General features: G+C 67.5%; 23 protein-coding genes, 2 tRNA genes and 2 pseudogenes. 12 read left to right on the plus strand and 15 right to left on the minus strand.

The window, feature by feature from the left end; translation table 11 throughout:
- Positions 1–299, plus strand: a pseudogene (locus JZ792_RS23645) (hypothetical protein); the annotation flags it as partial.
- An 18-nt stretch (positions 300–317) separates the two neighbouring features.
- On the plus strand, positions 318–1,595 hold the full coding sequence (locus JZ792_RS23650; RefSeq protein ID WP_308165418.1) for an APC family permease: 1,278 nt from the start codon (positions 318–320) through the stop codon (positions 1,593–1,595).
- On the opposite strand, the gene JZ792_RS23655 is transcribed toward JZ792_RS23650, so the two are convergent.
- The 4 genes and pseudogenes from JZ792_RS23655 to JZ792_RS23670 all read right to left on the minus strand — a co-directional run bounded on the left by JZ792_RS23655 (position 1,569) and on the right by JZ792_RS23670 (position 3,753).
- On the minus strand, positions 1,569–2,021 hold the full coding sequence (locus JZ792_RS23655; RefSeq protein ID WP_216913548.1) for an arsenate reductase ArsC: 453 nt from the start codon (positions 2,019–2,021) through the stop codon (positions 1,569–1,571). The genes JZ792_RS23650 and JZ792_RS23655 overlap by 27 nt on opposite strands.
- Before the next feature lie 270 nt (positions 2,022–2,291).
- A pseudogene (locus tag JZ792_RS23660) lies at positions 2,292–2,789 on the minus strand (aquaporin); the annotation flags it as partial.
- The gene (locus JZ792_RS23665) at positions 2,786–3,160 is read right to left on the minus strand and encodes an ArsR/SmtB family transcription factor (RefSeq protein ID WP_216913454.1); all 375 of its coding nucleotides are present in this window, start codon (positions 3,158–3,160) and stop codon (positions 2,786–2,788) included. The gene JZ792_RS23665 and the pseudogene JZ792_RS23660, both read right to left, overlap by 4 nt.
- Positions 3,161–3,231: 71 nt before the next feature.
- Positions 3,232–3,753 carry an ArsI/CadI family heavy metal resistance metalloenzyme gene (locus JZ792_RS23670; protein ID WP_216913465.1) on the minus strand — a complete coding sequence of 174 codons (522 nt, stop codon included), beginning with the start codon at positions 3,751–3,753 and terminating at the stop codon, positions 3,232–3,234.
- A gap of 99 nt (positions 3,754–3,852) precedes the next feature.
- Between JZ792_RS23670 and JZ792_RS23675 the strand changes: the two genes are divergently transcribed.
- Positions 3,853–4,212 (plus strand): Rv2640c family ArsR-like transcriptional regulator, encoded by a 360-nt coding sequence (locus JZ792_RS23675; protein ID WP_216913467.1) that lies wholly within the window; start codon positions 3,853–3,855, stop codon positions 4,210–4,212.
- 212 nt (positions 4,213–4,424) lie between these two features.
- Entirely contained in the window at positions 4,425–5,729 is a 1,305-nt protein-coding gene (locus tag JZ792_RS23680; protein WP_216913469.1) for a cytochrome P450, read from the plus strand.
- 259 nt (positions 5,730–5,988) lie between these two features.
- Here the strand turns inward: JZ792_RS23680 and JZ792_RS23685 are convergent, their stop codons facing one another.
- The 3 genes from JZ792_RS23685 to JZ792_RS23695 all read right to left on the minus strand — a co-directional run bounded on the left by JZ792_RS23685 (position 5,989) and on the right by JZ792_RS23695 (position 6,786).
- On the minus strand, positions 5,989–6,366 hold the full coding sequence (locus JZ792_RS23685; RefSeq protein ID WP_216913471.1) for a hypothetical protein: 378 nt from the start codon (positions 6,364–6,366) through the stop codon (positions 5,989–5,991).
- Between the two features lie 228 nt (positions 6,367–6,594).
- Positions 6,595–6,668: transfer RNA gene (locus JZ792_RS23690), tRNA-Pro, on the minus strand.
- A 44-nt stretch (positions 6,669–6,712) separates the two neighbouring features.
- Positions 6,713–6,786: transfer RNA gene (locus JZ792_RS23695), tRNA-Gly, on the minus strand.
- 548 nt (positions 6,787–7,334) lie between these two features.
- Between JZ792_RS23695 and JZ792_RS23700 the strand changes: the two genes are divergently transcribed.
- Complete coding sequence (locus tag JZ792_RS23700) at positions 7,335–8,288, plus strand: GGDEF domain-containing protein (protein WP_216913473.1); 954 nt, start codon at positions 7,335–7,337, stop codon at positions 8,286–8,288.
- A 216-nt stretch (positions 8,289–8,504) separates the two neighbouring features.
- Here JZ792_RS23700 and JZ792_RS23705 read toward each other — a convergent pair whose 3' ends face one another.
- Positions 8,505–9,320 (minus strand): Fpg/Nei family DNA glycosylase, encoded by an 816-nt coding sequence (locus JZ792_RS23705; protein ID WP_216913475.1) that lies wholly within the window; start codon positions 9,318–9,320, stop codon positions 8,505–8,507.
- Positions 9,321–9,325: 5 nt separating this feature from the next.
- The gene (locus JZ792_RS23710; protein WP_109523870.1) at positions 9,326–9,793 is read right to left on the minus strand and encodes a ribose-5-phosphate isomerase; all 468 of its coding nucleotides are present in this window, start codon (positions 9,791–9,793) and stop codon (positions 9,326–9,328) included.
- A gap of 63 nt (positions 9,794–9,856) precedes the next feature.
- Between JZ792_RS23710 and JZ792_RS23715 the strand changes: the two genes are divergently transcribed.
- Positions 9,857–11,119, plus strand: coding sequence for a M48 family metallopeptidase (locus JZ792_RS23715; RefSeq protein ID WP_254190238.1), 1,263 nt, complete (start codon positions 9,857–9,859; stop codon positions 11,117–11,119).
- Between the two features lie 118 nt (positions 11,120–11,237).
- Here the strand turns inward: JZ792_RS23715 and JZ792_RS23720 are convergent, their stop codons facing one another.
- Positions 11,238–11,882: a mycothiol-dependent nitroreductase Rv2466c family protein gene (locus JZ792_RS23720; RefSeq protein ID WP_216913477.1), complete on the minus strand. Its 645-nt coding sequence runs from the start codon at positions 11,880–11,882 to the stop codon at positions 11,238–11,240.
- A 211-nt stretch (positions 11,883–12,093) separates the two neighbouring features.
- Here JZ792_RS23720 and JZ792_RS23725 point away from each other — a divergent pair, with 211 nt between their 5' ends.
- From JZ792_RS23725 to JZ792_RS23740, 4 genes are all read left to right on the plus strand, one after another.
- Entirely contained in the window at positions 12,094–13,326 is a 1,233-nt protein-coding gene (locus JZ792_RS23725) for an NAD(P)/FAD-dependent oxidoreductase (protein WP_216913479.1), read from the plus strand.
- Between the two features lie 106 nt (positions 13,327–13,432).
- Complete coding sequence (locus JZ792_RS23730) at positions 13,433–13,831, plus strand: YciI family protein (RefSeq protein WP_216913481.1); 399 nt, start codon at positions 13,433–13,435, stop codon at positions 13,829–13,831.
- A 23-nt stretch (positions 13,832–13,854) separates the two neighbouring features.
- Positions 13,855–15,075, plus strand: a complete 1,221-nt coding sequence (locus tag JZ792_RS23735; protein ID WP_216913552.1) for an RNA polymerase sigma factor — start codon at positions 13,855–13,857, stop codon at positions 15,073–15,075.
- A gap of 50 nt (positions 15,076–15,125) precedes the next feature.
- Positions 15,126–15,608 carry an NUDIX hydrolase gene (locus tag JZ792_RS23740; protein WP_216913483.1) on the plus strand — a complete coding sequence of 161 codons (483 nt, stop codon included), beginning with the start codon at positions 15,126–15,128 and terminating at the stop codon, positions 15,606–15,608.
- A 4-nt stretch (positions 15,609–15,612) separates the two neighbouring features.
- Here JZ792_RS23740 and JZ792_RS23745 read toward each other — a convergent pair whose 3' ends face one another.
- Positions 15,613–16,437: a phosphoribosylaminoimidazolesuccinocarboxamide synthase gene (locus JZ792_RS23745; RefSeq protein ID WP_216913485.1), complete on the minus strand. Its 825-nt coding sequence runs from the start codon at positions 16,435–16,437 to the stop codon at positions 15,613–15,615.
- A gap of 191 nt (positions 16,438–16,628) precedes the next feature.
- On the opposite strand from JZ792_RS23745, the gene pepN reads away from it, so the two are divergent.
- Positions 16,629–19,208 (plus strand): aminopeptidase N, encoded by a 2,580-nt coding sequence (gene pepN / locus JZ792_RS23750; RefSeq protein WP_216913487.1) that lies wholly within the window; start codon positions 16,629–16,631, stop codon positions 19,206–19,208.
- 79 nt (positions 19,209–19,287) lie between these two features.
- Here the strand turns inward: pepN and JZ792_RS23755 are convergent, their stop codons facing one another.
- The 4 genes from JZ792_RS23755 to JZ792_RS23770 form a co-directional block, all read right to left on the minus strand.
- Entirely contained in the window at positions 19,288–19,752 is a 465-nt protein-coding gene (locus JZ792_RS23755) for a DUF5130 family protein (RefSeq protein WP_308165419.1), read from the minus strand.
- On the minus strand, positions 19,739–20,014 hold the full coding sequence (ctaJ, locus tag JZ792_RS23760) for an aa3-type cytochrome oxidase subunit CtaJ (protein ID WP_216913490.1): 276 nt from the start codon (positions 20,012–20,014) through the stop codon (positions 19,739–19,741). The genes JZ792_RS23755 and ctaJ overlap by 14 nt, the downstream gene beginning before the upstream one ends.
- Positions 20,015–20,082: 68 nt before the next feature.
- Positions 20,083–21,705, minus strand: a complete 1,623-nt coding sequence (locus JZ792_RS23765) for a glycoside hydrolase family 13 protein (RefSeq protein WP_438804367.1) — start codon at positions 21,703–21,705, stop codon at positions 20,083–20,085.
- Between the two features lie 237 nt (positions 21,706–21,942).
- Positions 21,943–22,347: a globin gene (locus tag JZ792_RS23770; protein ID WP_216913492.1), complete on the minus strand. Its 405-nt coding sequence runs from the start codon at positions 22,345–22,347 to the stop codon at positions 21,943–21,945.
- Between the two features lie 218 nt (positions 22,348–22,565).
- Between JZ792_RS23770 and JZ792_RS23775 the strand changes: the two genes are divergently transcribed.
- Positions 22,566–23,288 carry an HNH endonuclease gene (locus JZ792_RS23775; protein WP_254190239.1) on the plus strand — a complete coding sequence of 241 codons (723 nt, stop codon included), beginning with the start codon at positions 22,566–22,568 and terminating at the stop codon, positions 23,286–23,288.

The raw sequence follows: 23,288 nt of genomic DNA on the forward strand, positions 1-23,288 counted from the left end.
CGGCCGCCGCCCCGGCACCGGCGGCCGCCCCCGCCACCCCGGCGAGGAGCGGCCTGCGCAAGGTGGCACCCGCGAAGTCTCGTGCCAACGGCAGTTCGGGCGATTCCAGATCCACCGCGGCGTCGGCCAAGAACGGCAAGGAAACCCCCGCCGTCCCCGCCAAACCGGATCTCCAGGTCGTCCCGGCACCCGACCCGATCCACGACACCGGCCAGTTCCGCATCGCCGAACTGCTCGAACAGGAACTCGCCGAACTCCAGGCCGAGCGCCGTCGCGCCCGCACCAGCAGGCAACGCTGACCGGTTCGACGAACACCGGTGAACGGCAAGGACCATCGCGCGCCGGATGAGCTGCGTCGCACCCTGGGGCTGAACGACGCGGTGATGGTCGGGCTCGGTTCGATGATCGGGGCGGGGATATTCACGGCGCTGGCTCCCGCCGCCCGAGCGGCCGGGTCGGGGCTGCTGCTCGGCGTGGCGGTAGCGGCCGTCGTCGCGTTCTGCAATGCCACGTCCTCGGCGCGATTGGCAGCCAGGTACCCGTCCTCGGGCGGAACGTACGTGTACGGACGCGAGCGGCTCGGGGAATTCTGGGGGTACCTGGCCGGGTGGTGTTTCGTGGTCGGCAAGACCGCGTCGTGCGCCGCGATGGCGCTGACCGTCGGCGTGTACCTGTGGCCGGAACACGCGCACGCTGTCGCGGTGGCGGCGGTCGTCGCGGTGACCGCGATCAATTATCGCGGCGTACAGAAGTCGGCCCTGGTCACCCGGGTGATCGTGGCGATCGTGCTCGCGGTGCTGGTCGCGGTGCTCGTCGCGGCGTTCACCAGCGCGAACGCGGACACCGCGCGACTGGAATTCGACTCCGACATCACCGTTTTCGGGGTCATGCAGGCGGCGGGTCTGCTGTTCTTCGCCTTCGCGGGATACGCGCGGATCGCCACACTCGGTGAAGAGGTGCGCGACCCGGCGCGCACGATTCGGCGCGCGATCCCGCTGGCACTCGGCATCGCTCTGCTCGTGTACGCGGCCGTGGTGATCGCGGCACTGCTGGTACTCGGCCCCGAGAGGTTGTCACAGGCGAGCGCGCCGCTGACGGAGGTGGTGCGGGCGGCGGATGCCGCGTGGCTGTCACCGGTCGTGCGATTCGGCGCCGTGGTGGCCGCGCTCGGATCGCTGCTCGCGTTGATACTCGGTGTCTCGCGCACCGTGCTGGCGATGGCTCGCGACCGGCATCTGCCCCACGCGTTGGCGGCGGTGCACCCGCGGTTCACCGTCCCGCACCGGGCCGAGGTCGCGGTCGGCGCGGTGGTGGCGGTCGTGGCCGCGACCGCCGATGTCCGTGCCGTGATCGGGTTCTCGTCCTTCGGTGTCCTGCTCTATTACGCCGTCGCCAACGTGTCCGCGTGGACACTGACCGCCTCCGAGGGACGTCCGCTGCGGGCGATACCGGTGCTCGGATTGCTGGGCTGTCTGGTCCTCGCCTTCACGCTGCCGCTGCCGTCGGTGCTGACAGGCGTGACGGTCGTCGCTCTCGGCGCGGCGATCTACTCCGTTCGCAAACGAATCTCACGTTCGGGTGCGGCGCCCCGATAGCCCGGTCGGCGAATCTCTCGGCGCCACAGGCAGGAGTTCGGCGATGAGTCCTTCGACCAGGGTGCGTATCTCGTCGCGGATCGGCCGCACCGCGTCGAGATCTCGTCCGGCGGGATCGTCGAGTTTCCAGTCGCGGTAGTCGGTGCCGGGAAAGTAGGGGCAGGCGTCCCCGCACCCCATGGTGATCACGACATCGGAGTCCCGCACGACATCGGGGGTGAGGACCTTCGGCAGTTCGGCCGTGATGTCGATGCCGATCTCGGCCATCGCCGCGACGGCGACCTGGTTGATCCGGTCGGCGGGCATGGATCCGGCGGAGCGGACCCGGATGCGGTCGCCCGCGAGATGGGTGAGGAACGCGGCGGCCATCTGTGAGCGGCCCGCGTTGTGAACACAGACGAAAAGCACACCGGGCGTGGAAACCATGCGAGAAACAGCCTTCGGGTCGGAGGTGGGTCCGGGTTCGACGCGGGCTTGGTCGGCCGTGGCGGCGTCGTCGCCGGTGACGGGAGTGGCCGGATAGAGCAGCGTTGTCAGCGCGAGCCCGATCCCCGCCCCGACAACCTGGGCGGCGACGAATCCGGGTACCGAGGTCGGGGCGATTCCGGCGAAGGTGTCGGAGAAGACGCGGCCGATGGTGACGGCGGGGTTGGCGAACGAGGTCGAGCTGGTGAACCAGTACGCCGCCCCGATCCACCCGGCGACCGCGGCCGCCGACAACGCGGCACGCCCGCTACGGGCAAGGGCGAAGATCACCACGATCAGCCCCGCGGTGGCGACGACCTCACCGAGTAGATGACCGACGGTGACCCGGTGCTCGGTCGAGATTCCGATCGGAGGCAGGTCGAACATCGCGTTGGCCAGCATCGCGCCCGCGACCGCGCCCAGAATCTGGGCGGCGATGTATCCGCCGAGCGCCGTGTATCCGCCGAGCGCCGTGGTGGTCCCGTGGCGACGCCCGGTCAGCCAGTCCGCCACGGAGACGACGGGGTTGAAATGCGCGCCGGACACCGGACCGAACACCAGGATCAGGACCGCGAGCCCGAACACGGTCGCGATCGAGTTCTCCAGCAATCGCAGCCCCGCGTCACCGGGCGACAACCGCTCGGCCGCGATCCCGGACCCGATCACGACCGCGACCAGCGACCCGGTGCCGACGAATTCGGCCAGCAATCGCCGCGCCGAATCTCTCACCGGGACACCTCCAAGGGGTTGGCGCCCTCGAGCAGCAGGGAAAGCCTGCCGAGGGTGGCGGGTTCGATCCGGTAGTACACCCAGGACCCGCGCCGCTCACTGCTGAGCAGGCCGCTTTCGCGCAGCACCTTGAGGTGGTGCGAGATGGTCGGCTGGCTGACGTCGAACCCGGCCGAGATATCGCAGACGCAGGCTTCTCCGCCCGCGTGACTGGCCACCAGCGACAACAACCGCAACCGCACCGGATCGGCCAGGGCCTTGAACATCGCGGCCGCCTCGACGGCCGCCCGCGCTGTCAGCGGCTCCCTGATCAGGGGCGTGACCTCACACGCGGGTGAGGTCACGTCGGTCAACGGCAATGGATTAGACACCCATCGATATTGATGGATATCGAATCAGAGGGCAAATGAACACCCGACGAACACACCCCGGCGCGGCTCGGTCAGCGACAGCAGGTGGCGCCCGAGGAGACGGCGTCACTCTTGGCGTCGGCACCGCAGCATGCACCCTCCGAAGCGGCCTCCTCGGCGGTGCCGCAGCACACGGCGACGGCCTGCGCGTCGTCGACGGAGGCGAACTCCGGGGCGGTGCCGAAGGATTCGGAATCGGCGAGCACGGTGTACACCTCCCACCGCTCGGCATCGGGGCCGGTGACCCACACCTTGTCCTGGGTGGCGAAACAACATGTGGTCGCGATCTGCTCCTCGGTGAACAACCCCGCCTCCGACAGGCGGGCGATCTCACCGTGGACCTCCCCCGAGGTCTCGACCTCGACGCCGAGATGGTTCACGGTGCCGCCCAGGCCCGCGTTCTCCAGCAAGACCAGTTTCATCGGCGGCTGCGCGACAACGAAATTCGCGTAGCCGGGCTTGCGCTTGGCCGGTGCGACGTCGAACAGCGTCGAATAGAACGCGACAGCCCGATCGAGATCGTCGACATTGAGGGCGAGTTGGATGCGAGACATGACGATACCTCCACTTGTGAGACATATATCGAAGAACTGACAGCTCCGAGTCTCACCACTTCTTCGACATATGTCAATAAGGTCGGTAGTATCGATGTCATGCCCAAGGCGTTGCCCGTGATCGACATGTCCGCCCCCGTCTGCTGCGCCCCCGTCGCCGCGGGCCCGATCGATGACGCCGCCGCCCTCGAGGTCGCACTGCGTCTCAAGGCGATCGCCGACCCCGTCCGGGTCAAACTCATGTCCCTGCTGCTGACGAGCGCGTTCGGCGAGGAGAACAGCGGCGACCTCGCAGCCGCCGTCGCGGTATCGGAATCCACCGCCTCCCACCACCTGAAGGTGTTGCGCGAGGCCGGACTGGTGGAATCCGAACGACGCGGCATGAACACCTTCCACCGGGCCCGCCGCGACGCGCTGTCCGCGCTCTGCGTGGTCCTCGACCCGAACTGCTGCCGCTGATACGGCCACCCCGGATCCGCCCGCCGCAGCGGCCAATCCTGGTCCGACACTGCGGGATCGACGCGTGAGGTCCGCCCCCGCGATCCGCACGCCACGCGGGCTGTGCCTTTACCACGAATAGCTGCCTGGATCCCACCCCGGGAGTTCCGCGCGACCTGTGATATTCGTAACCTCCGAAGGGGTTGCGACGGTTCGGCGATGGAAGGGGCTCGATGAAACCGCAGTACGCGTACCGGTGGGTCAACAATCACGGGGTGATCCGCCTGTTCAAGAAGGCGCTGATCCGTCGTGGCGACGTGTTCGCGCGGTTGAACTGCAGCGCGGAGGGCATCGAGAATCCGTACGCGCTGATCGAGGAGATACGCGGCACGGGCGGATTACCACGGACCTTCCCGGTGTGGACCGCCTTCGATCACGAGATGGTCCGGGATATCCTGCGCGACAATCGCTTCGGAGCCGGGGTGCCGACCGTGCTCGGCATGCCGAGACTCGTGCGACGCCTGCTCGCGCGCAGGCCGGTCCCACCCAACCCGGTGGACGCACCGTCGATGCTGGTGATCGACCAGCCCGAACACACCCGGATGCGAAAACCGGTCACCGCGGCCTTCACCCCGCGTGCCGTCGCCCGACTCAGCGATCGGATCGAGACGGTCACCGAAGAACTGCTCGCCGCGCTCCCCGACGACGGCCCGGCCGACCTGATGGCGCAGTACGCGGCCCAGGTGCCCATCGCCATCATCTCCGAGATGCTCGGCTTCCCCGATTCCGACCGCGAGATGTTCCTGCACTGGGGCGACGACATCAGTCCGCTGTTCGACATCGGGATCTCCTGGCAGACCCACCAGCGGGCGATGGAATCCTCGGAGCGGCTGCACCGCTATCTCCTCGAGCATGTCGAGCGACTGCGCGTCGAACCCGGCGACGACATCCTGAGCAGTCTGGTCACCGCAGGCGATCTGTCCACCTACGAACTGTGCGCATCGGCGACCCTGCTGATGGCGGCGGGCTTCGAGACCACCGTCAACCTCATCGGCAAGGGCGTCATCTGGCTGCTGCGCCACCCCGATCAACTGGACCGGCTGCGCGTCGAGCCGGAACTGTGGCCCAACGCGGTGGAGGAGATCCTGCGGATCGATCCGCCGGTGCAGACCACCGGCCGCACCACCCGCACCACGCTGGAGATCGGCGGCACCCGATTGCACAAGGGCTCGATCGTGATGCTGTCGCTGGCGGGCGCCAACCGCGACCCCGCCGTATTCACCGACCCGGACCGTTTCGACATCACCAGGGAGAACGCCAAGAATCACCTGTCGTTCAGCAGCGGCATCCACGTCTGCCTCGGCGCCGGTCTGGCTCGCATGGAAGCCGTACACGCCCTGCGCGCCCTCTTCGAGGCATTCCCCGACCTGCGACTGACCGATCCGCCCACCCGTCGCCCCCTGTTCACCCTGCACGGCTACAAACACCTCCCCGTGCACACCGGTCCGCGCGTACGCGGCCGCCAGCCCATCGGCTGACCCGCACCCGCGGGCGAATCGGCAGCCCCGAACCGGATCCGTCGCGTTCCGACTCTGCGGCAGCCCTCCGGAATTCGGTCGACCCACTCGGCCCGGACCGCGCTCAACGGCGAGCGCCGACCCGGCCTTTCATCGGGCGCGGCGGATGTCGCCGACTACTCGGAGCCGGATTGCCGAGACTCACGAGGGCCCGCAACTGCCCACCGAATCCGCCGGGCATCGTTCGTACGGCCTGGCCGTGGGTGCGCATCGAAACAGATCACCAGGGAAACTCGCCGATCTCGATCTCGCGCCACACCGCACAGTCCACCGAACCATCCGCCGGAACCTCGTATGCCGCGTCGTCGTCATCCCAGTAGTACCGCTCGCGCGCTTCCCGGTGCAGGTCGAAATTATCTTGAACGGCACCGCATGCCGCGCAGTGGGACGCGATCCCGTTCACCGAGGGTGCCAGACAGTCGGCGATGTCAACCTTGTCCGCCGCGACGAGTAGGCACTTCGCCACTTCCACGGCCTGGTCGCCGGTCTTGTAGTCCCGCAGGCGTTCACTGGTCAGTCCCAGGACGCACACGGTCGATTCATGACACTTCCAACATCCCCAGGTCAACCCGACAACACACACCGCGACCTCAGCCATCGAATCCTCCCTGATCAGCCTCCACACCGAGGTTGCCAGGTCGCACCCACAACAAGCACGAATAAACTGCTGACCAAAATCTGACGAAAACAGACGTTCACCGCACCTCGCGACGGGGCATCATCCGGTCGCGAAAGCCGGTCGATTCCGGTATCGAGCGGTGACCGCCCCGCCTTGCCGAAGGTTGTCGCACGGCCGCTGATCAGGGCCGGAAGAATCGAATCTGTGTCGGGGTGACAGGATTTGAACCTGCGACCCTCCGCTCCCAAAGCGGATGCGCTACCAAGCTGCGCTACACCCCGTGACCTCGTCGCGGATCGGCCGACGTCGAGGATGAATTACTGCGTGGAGCGGGTGACGGGAATCGAACCCGCACCATCAGCTTGGAAGGCTGAGGTTCTACCATTGAACTACACCCGCAGGCATACGACACCGATGGGATCGCCACGATGTCGTGTGCGCACCGACTGTACCGAATCCCCCCGGCAAAATGCCAATCGCCCCCTTTCCGGCGCCCGTGCGGCAGATCGTCGGAGTGTTCGATGGCGTAGATAGGTCACAAGCCCCCGGATCGGGCGCGGGTGTGTCACGCTGATTCACACTGGGGATCACGGGGTGCACACCGGACACCGGGCTGAGAACAACTCTGTTCTCAGCACACGATCGGCGTGTCACGGCGCGACTCTCCAGCGAACCGGAATTGACGTGTAACAACCGGGCGCCCGAAACGATCACACATCCGATCGCCGCTCGCCAAGGACCGAAAACTCGTTGTTAAACGCCGTTTTTCAGGCCCGAGTGGCTTGCTAGGATCCTTTTTGCCGGACGGGGGTATCTGGAAAGGGGGCGGTGAACGTGCACCGAGCTCGGTGGGCCCAACCGCATAGCAGTAGTGATCGGGGTGAGGCCGGCACCTGTGCTCGCACAGGGCACCCGGGTACCGACGTCACCCGCGCCGGGTGAGTGCGATGCCAGCGGACATCGAACCACCCGTCGGCGCGATGGCGCGCGCCTGGGCACGTGCGGTCTGCGCGGAGCCCGGCTCCCACACGTCACCGCAGCACTTGGAACCCGTCCTGATCCAGATCGTGGGCCGGCTACTCGAGCTGGCCAGGTCCGAACCCTTCCCCGTCCCCGAGGCGAGGCAGCTCGGCGCGCTGCTCGCGGAACCGCCCTTCGAGCGGACCAGGATGCTGGCCCAGGCCAGTCGTTGGCTGCTCGGTTTCCCCTCCGGCAGACCGGGATCGCTGGTCGCCACCCGCTGGCCGTTCATCGCCAGCCAGGCCATCGACAGCTATGCCCAGGCCCTCCAGGAACGCGCGCTCGACCAGCAGAAGCACAAGATCTCCGCGCAGGTGTCCCAGCGCGTCCAGGAGATCGCCGCGCTCCAGCATCGGCTGCGGCACGAGGCGACCCACGACGCGCTCACCGACCTCGCCAACCGCACCCTGCTCCAGGACAAGGTGGCGCGCATGGCGGCGGACCCGAACAGCGATGTCGGGCTGCTGCTCATCGATCTGGACCGGTTCAAGCAGATCAACGACGGATACGGGCACGCGGTCGGCGACGAGGTGCTCGTCGAACTGGCCAACCGACTGCGTGAGACCTGTCCGCCCGACACGGTGATCTGTCGTTACGGCGGTGACGAATTCGTGCTCGCGGTCAACCGCGATTACCACACGGTGGCCGAGATCGCGCACCGGATCGTGCTGGCACTGCGCGATCCGGTGTGGTCGACCGCGGGGCCGGTCCCGGTATCCGCCAGTGTCGGCACCGCCCACAATCCGCCCGGTACCCGGTGCGATTTCACGGATCTGCTTCGTCGCGCCGATCGCGCGATGTATTCGGCCAAAACAGCGGGTGGCCGCCGCTTCGCCTTCTCGGACTCCGACGACCCGGAGATCGACGCCGTCGCAGGCTGATCTCCGGTACGAAGGCCATCGACGCCGCGGGCGCGCTGCCGCCGCCGTACCGGCCGGGAGTAATCGACTACCGCACGGACTGTTTCGGCCCGCAGGGGCGCGCTGAGCCCCATTCGATGCCCGCCCGACGGGCAGCACCACCGCTTCGATCCGCGCCCACCGACGACCGCTCGCGTTCGACCGCTCACGGATGCCATCGCCGCCGCGCGACCGCCGTCACCCGGACTGACAGCCCGGACACCAGAACAGATTTCGACCTTCCAGCACCGCGTGCACCACCGTCGCACCGCAGACCCGGCAGGCGGCGCCCGCGCGCCGGTAGACGTAGGTTCTCGGCCGGTCCGGCGCGTAGGACGGCTCGCCGTGATCGTGTTCGGCCCGCACCACGTGCATGAGACCGGTCGCCACGCCCACGGGCATCAACTCCACCAGATCGGCCCAGATCGCGCCCCACTCCTCGGCGCTCACCCCGCTACCCGGCCGGTACGGCGAGATGCCGTGCCGGAAAAGCACTTCGGCCCGGTAGACGTTGCCGACACCGGCGATCACCGCCTGGTCCATCAGCAGCGCGCCGATCGGCCTGCGCGAGCGGCGGATCCGTCGCAGAGGTTGCTCCGGATCGGCGTCCGCGCGCAGCGGATCGGCGCCGAGCCGACCGGCCAGCGCTTCCACCTCGGGCGGGGTGAGGATCTCGCAGGCGTTGGGGCCGCGCAGATCGGTCCCGAAACCGGAGTCGCCGCGCTCACCCGCGCCGATCATCCGCATCCTGACCTGCCCGACCGGTGCGGCCATCGGCAGGTCGGAGTCGTAGAACTTCCCGTAGAGACCGAGGTGGATATGCACCGTCACACCGGACTCGTAGTGGTGCAGTAGATGTTTCCCGTGCGCCTCGGACCCGGTCAGCACCCGCCCGTCGATCAGCGCCGCGCCCTCGGCGAACCTGCCCTGCGGGCTGGACACCCGCACCGCTGCCCCGACGAACCGCTCGCGGTGCAGCAGCGCCAGCCGATGCAGGGTGTGCCCTTCCGGCATGCGGATCAGCCGATGGCGGGCGGAACGCCGGTCTTCTCGTATTCGGCGAGGATGTCGATGCGGCGCTGATGACGTTCCTCGTCCGACCACGAGGCCGACAGGAACGCGTCGACGATGGCAAGCGCTTCCTCGGTGCTGTGCATCCGGCCACCGACCCCGATCAGCTGGGCGTTGTTGTGCTGACGCGCCAACTGGGCGGTCTCCACGCTCCAGGCAAGCGCGCAGCGAGCGCCGGGCACCTTGTTGGCGGCGATCTGCTCACCGTTGCCGCTGCCGCCGAACACCAGGCCGAGGCTGCCGGGATCGGCCACCGTGCGCCGGGCCGCCTCGATGCAGAAAGCGGGATAGTCGTCGAGTGCGTCGTACTCGAGGGCGCCGCAGTCGACGACCTCGTGGCCCGCCTGCTCGAGATGGGCCTTGACGTGATTCTTCAGTTCGAAACCGGCGTGATCGGCACCCAGGTATACGCGCATGGAGGCGATTCTCTCAGGCTCGTTAACGGCGGCGACGTGAGGGGATGAATAGAGTGCATGACCATGCAGTCCGATGACCTTCCACTGTCGAAACCGCACCCGGAACCCGATGGCGAACAGGGCGGTTCGAATCCGGTGACGGGTCTGGCCGGCTGGAATCCGGCGGTCGGCCCGCCGGGATGGGTGCCGGGATACCAGACGCCCGCGCCGACCGGCGGTCCCCCGGCCGGGCCGACCCAGCACACCCGGGGCCTCTCACCGTTCGGCATGCCGGCGCGGCACATTCTCGAGATACCGCTGCTGACGGTCGTCGTGGTGCTCACGGCGCTGTTCTTCGCGCTCGGAGTGCTGCTGACCGCGCTCGGCTCGATCCCGTTCCAACTCTCGGCCCCGCTGCTCCTCGCGCCGCTGATCCTGTGGTTACAGCGCGGCATGCTCTTCGCGAGCCTGCGCACGAGCGGGGTAAAGATCACGCCGACCCAGTTCCCCGACGCGCACCGGATGGTGACCGAGGCCGCGGCCCGGTTCGGTATGACGACGGTCCCCGACGCGTACGTGGTGCTCGGCAACGGCGCGATCAACGCCTTCGCCTCGGGGCACGGATTCCGGCGTTTCGTCGCGGTCAACAGCGATCTGTTCGAAATCGGCGGCGCCGCACGCGATCCCGACGCGCTGGCGTTCATCGTCGGGCACGAGGTGGGACATATCGCGGCGGGCCACGTCTCCTACTGGCGCTGGCTCGGCATGTACACGGTGCCGTATCTGCCCATCCTCGGCGGATCGTTGCAGCGCGCGCAGGAGTACACCGCCGACAACCACGGTTACTGCTACCGCCACCGGGGCGCCTCGGGCGCGATGCGCACCCTCGCCGGGGGCAAGTACCTCAACGCGCTGGTCGGGTACGACGAAATGGCCGATCGCGCGCCCGTGGAACGCGGCTTCTTCGTGTGGCTCTACAACGGTCTCGTCAGCCATCCGGTGCTGACCTGGCGCATGTGGGCGCTGCGCGACCGGAGCAGGCACGGGAACCTGCTGTGGCGGCCGAATCGTAAACCCGCGCTTCCGCCGAACGCCGGGTTCCTGCCGCCCGCAGGTGGTTTCCCGCCGCCGGGCGGTAATTTCCCTCCGCACGGCGGGATTCCGCCGCAGGGTGGGGTTCTGCCGCAGGGCGCGGTTCCGCAACAGGGCCCGGTTCCGCCGCAGGGCGTGCCTCCGCAACAGGGCGGGGTTCCACAGCAGGGCGGGGGTCCACAGCAGGGCGGGATTCCGCAACAGGGTGGCTATCCGCCGCACGGGACCTACCCGCCGCCGAACCAGTACCCGTAGCCGGGCTCATCCAGTCGGGAGCAGCCCAATTCCGAGAGCCGCGGGGGCAATTCGCGGCGCGGGGCGCTCCCCGGCACCCACCGTGGTGTGGCGGCACGGCCGCCACACCACTACCCGATCAGTGGAATTCCGGGTTCTCGGTCCTGGTCCGCTTCAACTCGAAGAAGTGCGGGTAGGACGCCAGCGCGACCACGCCGTCCCACACCTTGCCCGCGTCCTCGCCGCGCGGAATGCGCGAGAGCACCGGACCGAAGAAGGCGATCCCGTTGACGTGGATGGTCGGCGTGCCGACATCGGGGCCGACCTTGTCCATACCGGCGTGATGACTCACCCGCAGCGCCTCGTCGTACTCGGTGCTCTCGGCGGCCTTCGCCAGATCGGCGGGCAAGCCGACCTCGGCGAGCGAGTCGGCGATGACGGCGGCCAGCGATTCGGCGCGGGTCGGACGCTCGTACTCGTCCTTGCGCTCGTGGATGCGGGTGCCCAGCGCTGTGTAGAGCGGGGACAGCACCTTGTCGCCGTGCTGTTGCGCGGCGGCGATCGCCACGCGCACCGGACCCCAGCCGGTCGCCAGCAGTTCTTTGTACTGATCGGGCAGGCCCTCGCGATCCTCGTTGAGCACCGACAGGCTCATGACGTGGAAGATCGCGTCGATATCGCGGACCTTCTCGACCTCGAGGATCCAGCGGGAGGTGATCCAGCACCACGGGCACAGTGGGTCGAACCAGAAGTCGGCAACGTCTCTCTTCGCCGTGTCGGTCACGGGTGGTCCTCTCGATTCGCGTGCTAGGAGGCGGCGATCACAGCGCCGCTATGTGGAGCAACCATGTCGTCCCACGATTCGTTCCCACGCCGCGGATTTCTCGCCTATGTCCGGATCCGCGATCGGGCGCGAACGATGTCAGTAAGCTCGATGGGCAGGAAACCGGTTCACACGAGTCCCGAACGCGGGACTCCGAGACAAGGAGTCCGCAATGACCTCGCAACGTCGTTTCGTCATCGTCGGCGGTGGCCTCGCAGCGGCCAAACTCGCCGAAGCCCTGCGGGACAACGATTTCGACGGCACGGTGACCGTCTTGTCCACCGAGGAACATCTGCCGTACGAGCGACCACCGTTGTCGAAGGAACATCTGCTCGGCAAGAAATCCCTCGACGAATTCACCGTCGATCCGGCCCAGTGGTACCGCGACCACCACATCGATCTCCGGCTCGGCACCACCGTCACCGCGATCGACCGGACCGCGAAGACCGTCACGCTGCCGGACGGGTCGACCCTCGATTACGACAAACTGGCGCTCGCGACCGGTTCGACACCGCGTAAGCCGCCGCTGACCGGCATCGACGCGCCCAATGTGTACACCTTGCGCACGATCGCCGATTCCGACACCCTCATCGAGCTGTTCAACCAGAGCGACAGCCTCGCCATCGTCGGCGCGGGCTGGATCGGCCTGGAAGTGGCCGCGGCGGCACGGGGCGCCGGACTCGCGGTCACGATCGTCGAATCCGCGGAGCAGCCGCTGCTCGGCGCGCTCGGACCGGAGATGGGGGCGGTCTTCGCCGACCTGCACACCTCTCACGGTGTCGATCTGCGGCTGGGCACCCAGGTCACCGAGATCACCACCCACGACGGCGGTGAGGCCCAGCTCGCCGATGGTTTACGGCTCGGCGACGGCAGCACCGTCAGCGCGGACGCGATCCTGGTCGCCGTGGGCGCGCGGCCGAATATCGAACTCGCGGCCGAGGCCGGTCTCGCGGTCGACGGCGGCGTACTCGTGGACGCGAATCTGCTGACCAGTGATCCGGATATCGTCGCCGTCGGTGATATCGCCGAACAATCCCATCCGCTGCTGAATCGCCGGATCAGGGTGGAGCATTGGGCCAACGCGCTCAACCAGCCCGCCGTGGCCGCCGCGACCATGCTCGGCAAATCGGCGTCCTACGACCGGCTGCCCTATTTTTTCACCGACCAGTACGACCTGGGTATGGAGTACACCGGATACGCCGCGCCGGGCGATTACGACCGGGTGGTGGTGCGCGGCGACACGTCCACGCGGGAATTCGTCGCATTCTGGCTCGACTCGGACAACCGGGTGCTGGCCGGAATGAACGTCAACGTGTGGGATGTGACCGACCGGATCAAGGAACTCGTCACCGCCGGTGACCCCGTCGATCCGGAAAAACTGGCCGATACCTCCACACCTCTGTGATCCATATCACTCCGCGTGATCGGCGGGTACGTCGAGAGCGCGGGGCCGGTTCCGACCTACCGTCGAGAGCGTCTCGTGGACGCGCCGACCGGCAAGGAGCCGAACCGTGAAATACATGCTGCTGAAGACCTACAGCGAAGCCGCGAACTGCGACATCCCGATCAACGAATGGACGCCCGAGGACATCGTGGCGCATATGGAATTCCAGAAGGCGCTCGGCGAACAACTCACCCGCTCCGGCGAACTGGTCGACGCCCAGGGACTGGCAGGCCCCGACGAGGCCCGCGTGGTGAATTCCGACGGACGTTCGGCGCCGGTGGTCACCGACGGTCCGTTTCCCGAGACCAAGGAATTCCTGGCCGGATATTGGATTGTCGATGTAGACAGCCCGGAGCGCGCGATCGAGATCGCCGCGCAGGCCTCGGCGGCGCCCGGTCCCGGCGGTGCGCCGATCGGGGAACGCATCGAGGTGCGGGCGGTCATGAGCGCGCCCGCCGGACAGTAACCGGCCCCGCACCGGTGACCGAGATCGTTTCGCGGGCGTCGGAGGACCTGCTGCGTGAGCTCGCGCCGCAGGTCCTCGGCACCCTGGTCCGGCGTTTCGGCGATTTCGACACCGCCGAGGACGCGTTGCAGGAGGCGCTGCTGGCCGCGGCGACGCAGTGGCCCGGTGACGGCGTACCGGAGAATCCGCGCGGCTGGCTGATCCAGGTGGCGCAGCGGCGCATGGCCGACGCGATTCGCGCGGAGGTGGCGCGCAGGCGCAGGGAGAGCACCGTCGCCGATCGCGAGGTGACCGATCAGGAGACGATCGACCGAGACGACACCCTGGCCACCTATTTCCTGTGCTGCCACCCCGCGCTGAGTTCGGCCAGTTCGATCGCGCTGACACTGCGCGCGGTCGGCGGGCTGACCACCGCCGAGATCGCGCACGCCTTCCTACTGCCGGAAGCGACCATGGCGCAGCGGATCTCGCGCGCGAAGAAACGCTTGTCGACGCTGGACCGGCCGTTCGCCCGGCCCGGCGACGCGGCGTGGCGGGAACGTCTCGGCCCGGTCCTGCACGTGCTGTACCTGATCTTCACCGAGGGACACACCCGCAGCGCCGGACCCGATCTGCATCGCACCGATCTGTCCGGCGAGGCGATCCGGCTGACCCGTGCCGTCCACCGTTTGCTGCCCGACGACACCGAGGTGACCGGTCTGCTGGCCCTGATGCTGCTCACCGACGCCAGGCGCGCGGCCCGCACCGGGCGGTACGGGGAGTTGATCCCGCTCGCCGAGCAGAACAGGGCGCTGTGGAATCGGGCCGATATCGGCGAGGGGATCCGGCTGACCACGGGCACACTCGCCCACGGCCTGTCCGGTCCGTACCAGGTGCAGGCGGCGATCGCGGTCCTGCACGCCAAGGCATTACGCGCCGACGACACCGACTGGCCGCGCATCCTCGACCTGTACACCCTGTTCGAGCACTTGGCTCCCAACCCGATGGTGACGCTCAACCGTGCCGTCGCGGTCGCGATGGTGCACGGCCCGGCCGCCGGACTCGCCGTCGCCGACACCCTGGACAAATCGCTGGCCGACAACCACCGGCTCGACGCGGTGCGCGGTCACCTGCACGAGATGGCGGGCGACCGGACGGCCGCCGTCGACGCCTACACGGCCGCCGCGGGACGCACCACCAGCACCCCGGAACGCGACTACCTCACCCTGCGGGCCGCGCGGCTGCGCGAGCGACACCCCGGCTGACGGCACAGGGCGGCCGCGCGACGCGCGACGCGAACGGGCAGACTGCTCGCGTGGCAGACAAAACCAGTGCGGGAGTACTTCTGTTCCGTCGCGGCGCGGACGGTACCGAAGTCCTCATCGGACATATGGGCGGGCCGTACTTCGCCCGCAAGGACGACGGCGCGTGGTCGATCCCGAAGGGCGAGTACGTGGCGGGCGAAGAGGACGCCCGCGCCGCCGCGAGCCGCGAATTCACCGAGGAGCTGGGACTTCCCGTGCCCGAGGGCGAATGGATCGCGCTCGGCGACGTCCGCTACGGCAGCGGCTCCCACAGCAAGACCGTCACGGTGTGGGCGGTCGAGGGCGATCTCGATCCGAGTCTGGTGGTGCCGGGCACGTTCGAGATGGAGTGGCCGCCGCGGACCGGGCGGATGGCCGAATTTCCCGAAATCGATCGCGCCGACTGGTTCGACCTGACCACCGCCAACGACAAACTGGGCAAGGGACAGCGTCCCTACCTGGACCGCCTCGCGCGGATACTGCGCGGCGAGTAGCCCGTCAGCCCCAGGTACGGCCGGTGATGAGTTCGTAGGCCTCGGCGTACTTGCGGCGCGTCACCTCGACGATATCGGCGGGGATCTCGGGGCCGGGCGGTTCCTTGTCCCAGCCGGTCGAGGTCGCCCAGTCGCGGACGAACTGTTTGTCGAAGGAGGGCTGGGTCCGGCCAGGTTCCCACTGATCGGCGGGCCAGAAACGTGAAGAATCCGAGGTCAGCACCTCGTCACCGAGGGTGAACACGTCACCGTCCCAGCCGAATTCGAATTTGGTGTCGGCGATGACGACCCCGGCCTTCGCCGCGTGCTCGGCGCCGCGCAGGTAGATGTCGAGGGTGGTGTCGCGCAATTTCTCCGCGACCTCGCGCCCCTCCTGATTCACCACGTCGGCGAAGGTGATGGGTTCGTCGTGACCCACCGAGGCCTTGCTCGTCGGCGTGAAGATCGGTTCGGGCAGTTTGTCGCCGTCGCGCAGGCCGGGCGGCAGCGCGATCCCGGACACGGTCCCGGTGCTCAGGTACTCCTTCAACCCGCCACCGGTCAGATATCCGCGGGCGATGCATTCGACCTGGATCATCTTCAGCGGTTTCACCCGGATGCCGCGGCCTGCGAATTCCTCCGGCACGTCGGTGGCCGAGACCACGTGATTGGCCACATCGGAGAAATAGTCGAACCACCAGTTCGACAGCTGGGTGAGCAGCGTGCCCTTGCCGGGGATCGGCGTCGGCAGGACCACGTCGTACACCGAAACCCGATCGGAAGCGACGAGCAGCAGGGTGTCGCCGTCCTCGTACAGGTCGCGCACCTTCCCGGCGTGCACATGCTTCAACGTCGAGCCTCCGAATCCGTTGCTGATGAACCTGCGCTGCACACGAACAATACCGCCGTGGCGGCAACGGCTGGACGACGTGGCCCCCGTTCGGACCGATAGTGTTGGCGGAGAAAGTCCCGCGCGAGCGGCCACGCAGTGGTGGCATTGTGGGTGCTGCCCGTGCCGTTCTTCGACCACGAAGGAGACTCATGTCCGCACCCAACCTGACTCGCGAACAGGCGATCGAACGCGCAGCGACAGTGCAGGTCGAGAACTACCGCATCGAACTCGATCTGACCGACGGGTCGGGCAAACCGGGCGAACAGACCTTCTCCTCGCGCACCACCGTCACCTTCACCGCGACACCGGGCGCGAGCACGTTCATCGATATCGTCGCCCGCCAGGTGCGCGGCGCGGTACTCAACGGCGACCCGGTCGACGTGTCGGGCTACGACGAGTCGACCGGACTCACGCTCACCGGCCTGGCCGAACGCAACGAACTGGTCGTCGAGGCCGACTGCGAGTACTCCCACACCGGTGAGGGCCTGCACCGTTTCATCGATCCGACCGACGACGCGGTCTATCTCTATTCGCAGTTCGAGACCGCCGATGCCAAGCGCATGTTCGCCTGCTTCGACCAGCCCGATCTGAAGGCCACCTTCGATATCTCGGTGACCGCCGCGCCGGACTGGAAGGTCATCTCCAACGGCGCGACCGTCCAGACCACCACCGCCGAACCCGGCCGGCACCGTTTCCGCACCACACCGCGTCTGAGCACCTACCTGGTCGCTCTCATCGCGGGTCCGTACGCGGAATGGACCGACGTCTACACCGACGATCACGGCACCATCCCGCTCGGCATCTACTGCCGCGCGTCGCTGGCCGGACACATGGACGCCGAGCGCCTGTTCACCGAGACCAAACAGGGTTTCGGCTTCTACCACGCCAATTTCGGCGTGCCCTACGCCTTCGGCAAATACGACCAGCTCTTCGTCCCCGAATTCAACGCGGGCGCGATGGAGAACGCGGGCGCGGTGACCTTCCTGGAGGATTACGTCTTCCGTTCCAAGGTGACCAGGGCCTCCTACGAACGTCGCGCCGAGACCGTGCTGCACGAGATGGCGCACATGTGGTTCGGCGATCTGGTCACCATGAAGTGGTGGGACGATCTGTGGCTCAACGAGTCCTTCGCCACCTTCGCGTCGGTGCTGTGCCAGTCCGAGGCGACCGAATACACCAATGCCTGGACCACCTTCGCGAATGTGGAGAAGTCCTGGGCCTACCGCCAGGATCAGCTGCCCTCGACCCACCCCATCGCCGCCGATATCCCCGATCTGGCGGCCGTCGAGGTCAACTTCGACGGAATCACCTACGCCAAGGGCGCTTCGGTCCTGAAACAACTCGTCGCCTACGTGGGACTCGAACCGTTCCTCGCCGGTCTGCGCGCGTATTTCGCCGACCACGCCTACGGCAACGCGACCTTCGACGACCTGCTCGCGGCGCTGGAGAAATCCTCGGGCCGCGACCTGTCGACCTGGGGCGCGCAATGGCTCAAGACCACCGGCCTCAACATTCTGCGTCCCGATTTCGACGTCGACGCCGACGGACGCTTCACCCGGTTCTCCGTGGTCCAGGAAGGCGCGCATCCCGGCGCCGGTGAGCAGCGCGTCCACCGGCTCGCCATCGGCGTCTACGGCGAGCGGGACGGAAAACTGGTGCGCACCAACCGGGTCGAACTCGATCTGGAGGCGGCCGAGCACACCGACGTGCCCGAACTCGTCGGCGTGGAGCGCGGACAGTTCGTCCTCGTCAACGACGACGACCTCACCTACTGCTCGGTGCGGCTCGACCCGGATTCGCTCGACGTCGTCCTGCATCGCATCCACGAGATCGTCGAACCGCTGCCGCGCACGCTGGCCTGGTCTGCGGCGTGGGAGATGACCCGGCAGGCCGAGATGCGGGCGCGCGATTTCGTCGCACTGGTCCAGCGCGGCGTCGGCGCGGAATCGGAAATCGGTGTGGTGCAACGCCTCCTGATGCAGGCGAACACCGCGATCGGCAGCTACGCCGATCCGGGCTGGGCGGCCGACAAGGGCTGGTCCGAATTCGCCGACACCCTGCTGGCGGCGGCCCGAGCGGCCGAACCCGGTTCGGATCACCAACTGGCGTTCGTCAACTCGCTGACCGCGGCGAAACTCGATCCGCGCCACACCGAGGTGCTGCGCGCACTGCTCGACACCGATCCCGCGGCGGCGGGGCTGAACGGTCTCGACATCGATACCGACCTGCGCTGGCGCATCGTGACCGCGCTGGCCGCCGCGGGCGATATCGACGGCGACGGCACCGAAACCCCGGTCATCGACCAGGAACTCGCCAACGATCCCACCGCGGCGGGTAAGCGGCAGGCCGCGGCGGCGGCCACCGCGCGCCCGATCGCCGAGGTCAAGGAACAGGCGTGGGCCACCGTGATGGGCGACGACGCCGTCCCCAACATCACCGCCCGTTCCATCGTCGGCGGGTTCGCCCCCGCGGGCCAGGGTGAGTTGCTCGAGTCCTATGTCGAGCGGTACTTCACCGATGTGCCGGGTGTCTGGGAGCGTCGCTCGAGCGAGGTGGCGCAGACGGTCGTCATCGGGCTGTACCCGTCGTGGGCCATCAGCGACGAGGCGGTCGCCATCGCCGACAAGTTCCTGTCGGGCGACCACCCGCCCGCCCTGCGTCGCCTGGTCAGCGAGGGTAAGGCCGGTATCGAGCGGTCGCTGCGCGCCAGGGCCGCGGACGCCGAATAGGCACGAGGACGCGAAACGGGGTGAACCGGAAACGGTTCACCCCGATGAGCACACGAACGTGTACGGGTAAGAGCGGGTTTCAGCGCCTGAATTCGCCGACCATGACCTCGATCGCCGAGAGCAGTCCGTCGATCAGTTCGCCACGCTTGAACGATTCCCGCGCGGCGGTGGCGCCGAGCTGGCACATGCGGTCCTTGGCGCGTACCGGCACATCGATGCCCGCGCGGACCTCGATGGCCTTGTCGTTCGGGGAGACGGCGATCAGGACCGAACGCGCCGCCTCGGGCGTCGCGGGGAAGATCGCGTCCGCGCCCGCGGCCGAGTCCGACCCCAGATCGCCGATGTAGACGTTGAAACGCGTCTTGGTCGCCCTGGTCGCCTTGGTGAGCGCGTTGTCGATGGCGAGCCGTTCGTCGTCGCTGAACGGCACCTCCTTGAACACGTCACCGGCCTCGTGCACACCCGAGACCCGGCCACTGCTGGTGAGGGCGTATCCGTGCGGCAGGTCGGATTCGACCACCGCGGGCCAATTAGAATTTGCCACTTGCCCGGCCTCCGATCAGATCCGCCGCGGCGGCTTCGATGGCCGCATGACCGCCATGCGACGCTTCGCCGTGGTGTCCGTGTCCGGTCACCTCGTCGGTGGCACTCCACAACACCGGCGGCTGGGTCCACTTCTGACCGAGGTCGAAATGGGCCGGTTTGTCACCAGCGAGTGGCTTGCCGAGATACGACAATCCGGCGATCGCGCCATAGATCACCAGCGGGATCGCGCCGAAGATCAGCACTGTCTCGAGAATGCTCACGGATCAACGGTATCCGATCGCCTGTAGTAGATCATCCACTGGTCGTACCGCGACGCGATCGTGTCCGCTCAGACCAGCCACGCGGCGGCATCCGGAGGCAGCTGACCGTTCTTCAGCGTCGCGCTGGCCAGCAGCAATTCACCCGGCGGCAGCGGGATAGGGGCGGTGGTGGCGTTGAGCACGCAGACCAGCCCCCCGGGCCGCCGGAAGGCGAGACAACCCTTCGGGCTGCCGTACCACTCGATGCGCTCGCCGGCGAACTCAGGGCGCGTCCCGCGCATCTCGATCGCCATCCGGTACAGCGACACCGTCGACCCGAGTTCCTCGAGTTGGGCCTCCACGGTCAGCCGTGCCCACTCCGCGGGTTCGGGCAGCCAGGACTGCGCCGCGGCGGTGAAACCGAACGGCGGGGTGTCGCCCTCCCACGGCAGCGGCACCCGGCAGCCGTCACGCCCGCGATCGGTATGCCCCGAGCGCTCCCAGACCGGATCCTGAAGAACGTCCTCGGGCAGGTCGTCCACATTCGGCAGACCCAGTTCCGACCCGTTGTAGAGGAAGACCGAGCCGGGCAGAGCGAGTTCGACCATCATCATCGCCTTGGCCCGCTCGACCCCGTCGACACCGCCGCCGTACCGGGTGACCTCGCGTTCGATGTCGTGATTGGACAGCGTCCAGGTCGGCGTCGCGCCCACCGGGGCCACCGCGGCGAGCGAGTGGTCGATGGCCGCGCGCACCGATTCGGCGTTGAACGCGGTTTCGGCGAGGCGGAAGTTGAAGGCCAGATGTAGCTCGTCGGGGCGCACGTACTCGCCGAAGCGGACGTTGTCGTCGACCCACACCTCGCCGATGGAGACCGCGTGCGGATATTCGTCGAGCACCTTACGGAAACGGCGGTGGATCTCGTGCACACCCGGGTTGTTGAAACGCGGATCGTCGTCGTCGTGCACCAGCATCTTGGTCGAGACGTTCGCCATGTCGGGCAGTCCGGGCGGTTTGGCCATACCGTGCGCCACATCGATGCGGAATCCGTCGATCCCGCGGTCCAGCCAGAACCGCAGTGTCTGCTCGAAGTCGGCGACGACCTCGGGGTTCTCCCAGTTCAGATCGGGCTGTTCGGGCGCGAAGATGTGCAGGTACCACTGGCCGGGCCTGCCGTCGGGTTCGGTGACCCTGGTCCAGGCCGGTCCGCCGAAGATACTGGGCCAGTTGTTCGGCGGCTCCGAGCCGTCGGGCCCGCGACCGTCGCGGAAGATGTAGCGGGCGCGTTCTCCGCTGCCCGGTGCGGCCGTGCGCGCCGCGACGAACCACGGGTGCTGATCACTGGTGTGGTTGGGCACCAGGTCCATGGTGATCTTGATACGTCGCTCGTGCGCCTCGGCGATCAGGGCGTCCATCGCCGCCATCCCGCCGAACAGCGGATCGATATCGCGCGGATCGGCGACGTCGTAGCCCCCGTCGGCCATCGGCGAGCGCATGACCGGGCAGATCCACAGCGCGTCGACGCCGAGTAGTTCCAGGTAGCCGAGCTTTTCGCGGATGCCGCCGAGATCACCGACGCCGTCGCCGTCGGAATCGGCGAAGGATCGCGGGTAGACCTGATAGAACACGGCCGAGCGCCACCACGGTTGCGCGTCTCCGTCGGCCGGTTCGGTGCGATCCACCGGCGCCGGCACGGCTGGTGTCTGTGTCACATCCGTAATAGTGCCAAAGAATTTCGGTGAATTCCGTCAGGCAACGCCATGTTCACAGCATCCCGGCAAACCGTCAGCGTGTGCGTCGCCCTTTCGAAAAGCCTGCTACAGCCCAGCAATCGAACCGAACGGTCGAATCCGTACTGGTGGACCAGCGAATTCACCGCCACCGACCCGACGCGACCCACGTCACTTTCGGCAGCGGATGTCGCGTGCGCCACTCTTGCGCGCGCCGTCTCAGAAGGGCGAGTTCATCAGAGAATTCGCGGCCATCTCCATGTAATCGAGCATCGCCTTGCGGTGTTCGTCGTCGAGCACATCGGGCTCGATCTCGGCGATACCGATGCGCATACACCGCAGCCAGGCGTCACGTTCGATCGGACCGACCTTGAACGGATTGTGCCGCATACGCAGCCGGGGATGACCGCGTTCGTCGGAGTAGGTGCGAGGGCCGCCCCAATACTGTTCGAGGAACATGCGCAGCCGCCGTTCGGCCGGGCCGAGATCCTCCTCCGGATACAGCGGACGCAGCACCTCGTCGGCGGCCACCTCGCGGTAGAAGGCCGCGACGACGCGCTGGAAGGTATCCGCACCGCCGACCGCGTCGTAGAATGACGTCGCCGTCTGCTCGCCCGTGCTCATCTGGTCCTCTCGATAGCCGGATGCACCGCCGTCCATTGTGCCCGCACGGCTGGTCGGGGCCACGCGGGCCGCCTCACACGGCTGCCCGAGGGCACTTCAGCGGCCGTTAACCGAACATTGTGCGAAATCACCGTGCAATCGGCCTCTTTCCATGGTCAACTGATTGCAGGTTCAGCGGAATATCACATGATCTTGTCGATGACGAAATCGGGGTCCCCATGAAGCAGCGGCACGGCCGATCACACGAGGCCAGGGCGCACCGACAACTCCAGCCCGCCGACGTCCACAATCGTGGGTCGGGGGCTACTCCGCTGCATATCCTGTCCGACCATCATCCGGGCTCCCATCGCCCCGGTGAGACCGTCCATCACGGTCCACATCTGACTTCGGTCTCTTCCGAGACCATCAACGCCCAGACCATTCACTGGTTGAAGCGCCGGGTGCTGCTTCTCAACGCCACCTACGAGCCGCTCACCGCCCTGTCCGCACGCCGCGCCGTCGTCCTGCTCATCTGTGACAAGGCCGACGCCGTGCACCACAACGAGGAAAATCCGGTCGTGCATTCGGCAGAGGCGGCCGTCCCCGTCCCCTCGGTGATCCGCCTGCGCAACTACGTCCACGTCCCCTACCGCGCCCGCGTGCCGATGACGCGGGCCGCCTTGATGCACCGCGATCGCTACCGCTGTGGCTATTGCGGCGCGAAGGCCGAGACCATCGACCACGTCATCCCGCGTAGCCGCGGCGGCGAGCATTCCTGGGAGAACTGCGTCGCCAGTTGCGCTCCCTGCAACCATCGCAAAGCCGACAAAATGCTCAGTGAGCTGGGATGGACGCTGCGATCGCCGCTCGTCTCCCCGAAAGGCCCGCACTGGCGGCTGCTGTCGACCACCACCGACCTCGACCCCGTGTGGTTGCAGTACCTCGGCGAGGGCGCGGCCTGA

The sequence above is a fragment of the Nocardia noduli genome (assembly GCF_019038455.1).
Lineage (GTDB): Bacteria > Actinomycetota > Actinomycetes > Mycobacteriales > Mycobacteriaceae > Nocardia > Nocardia noduli.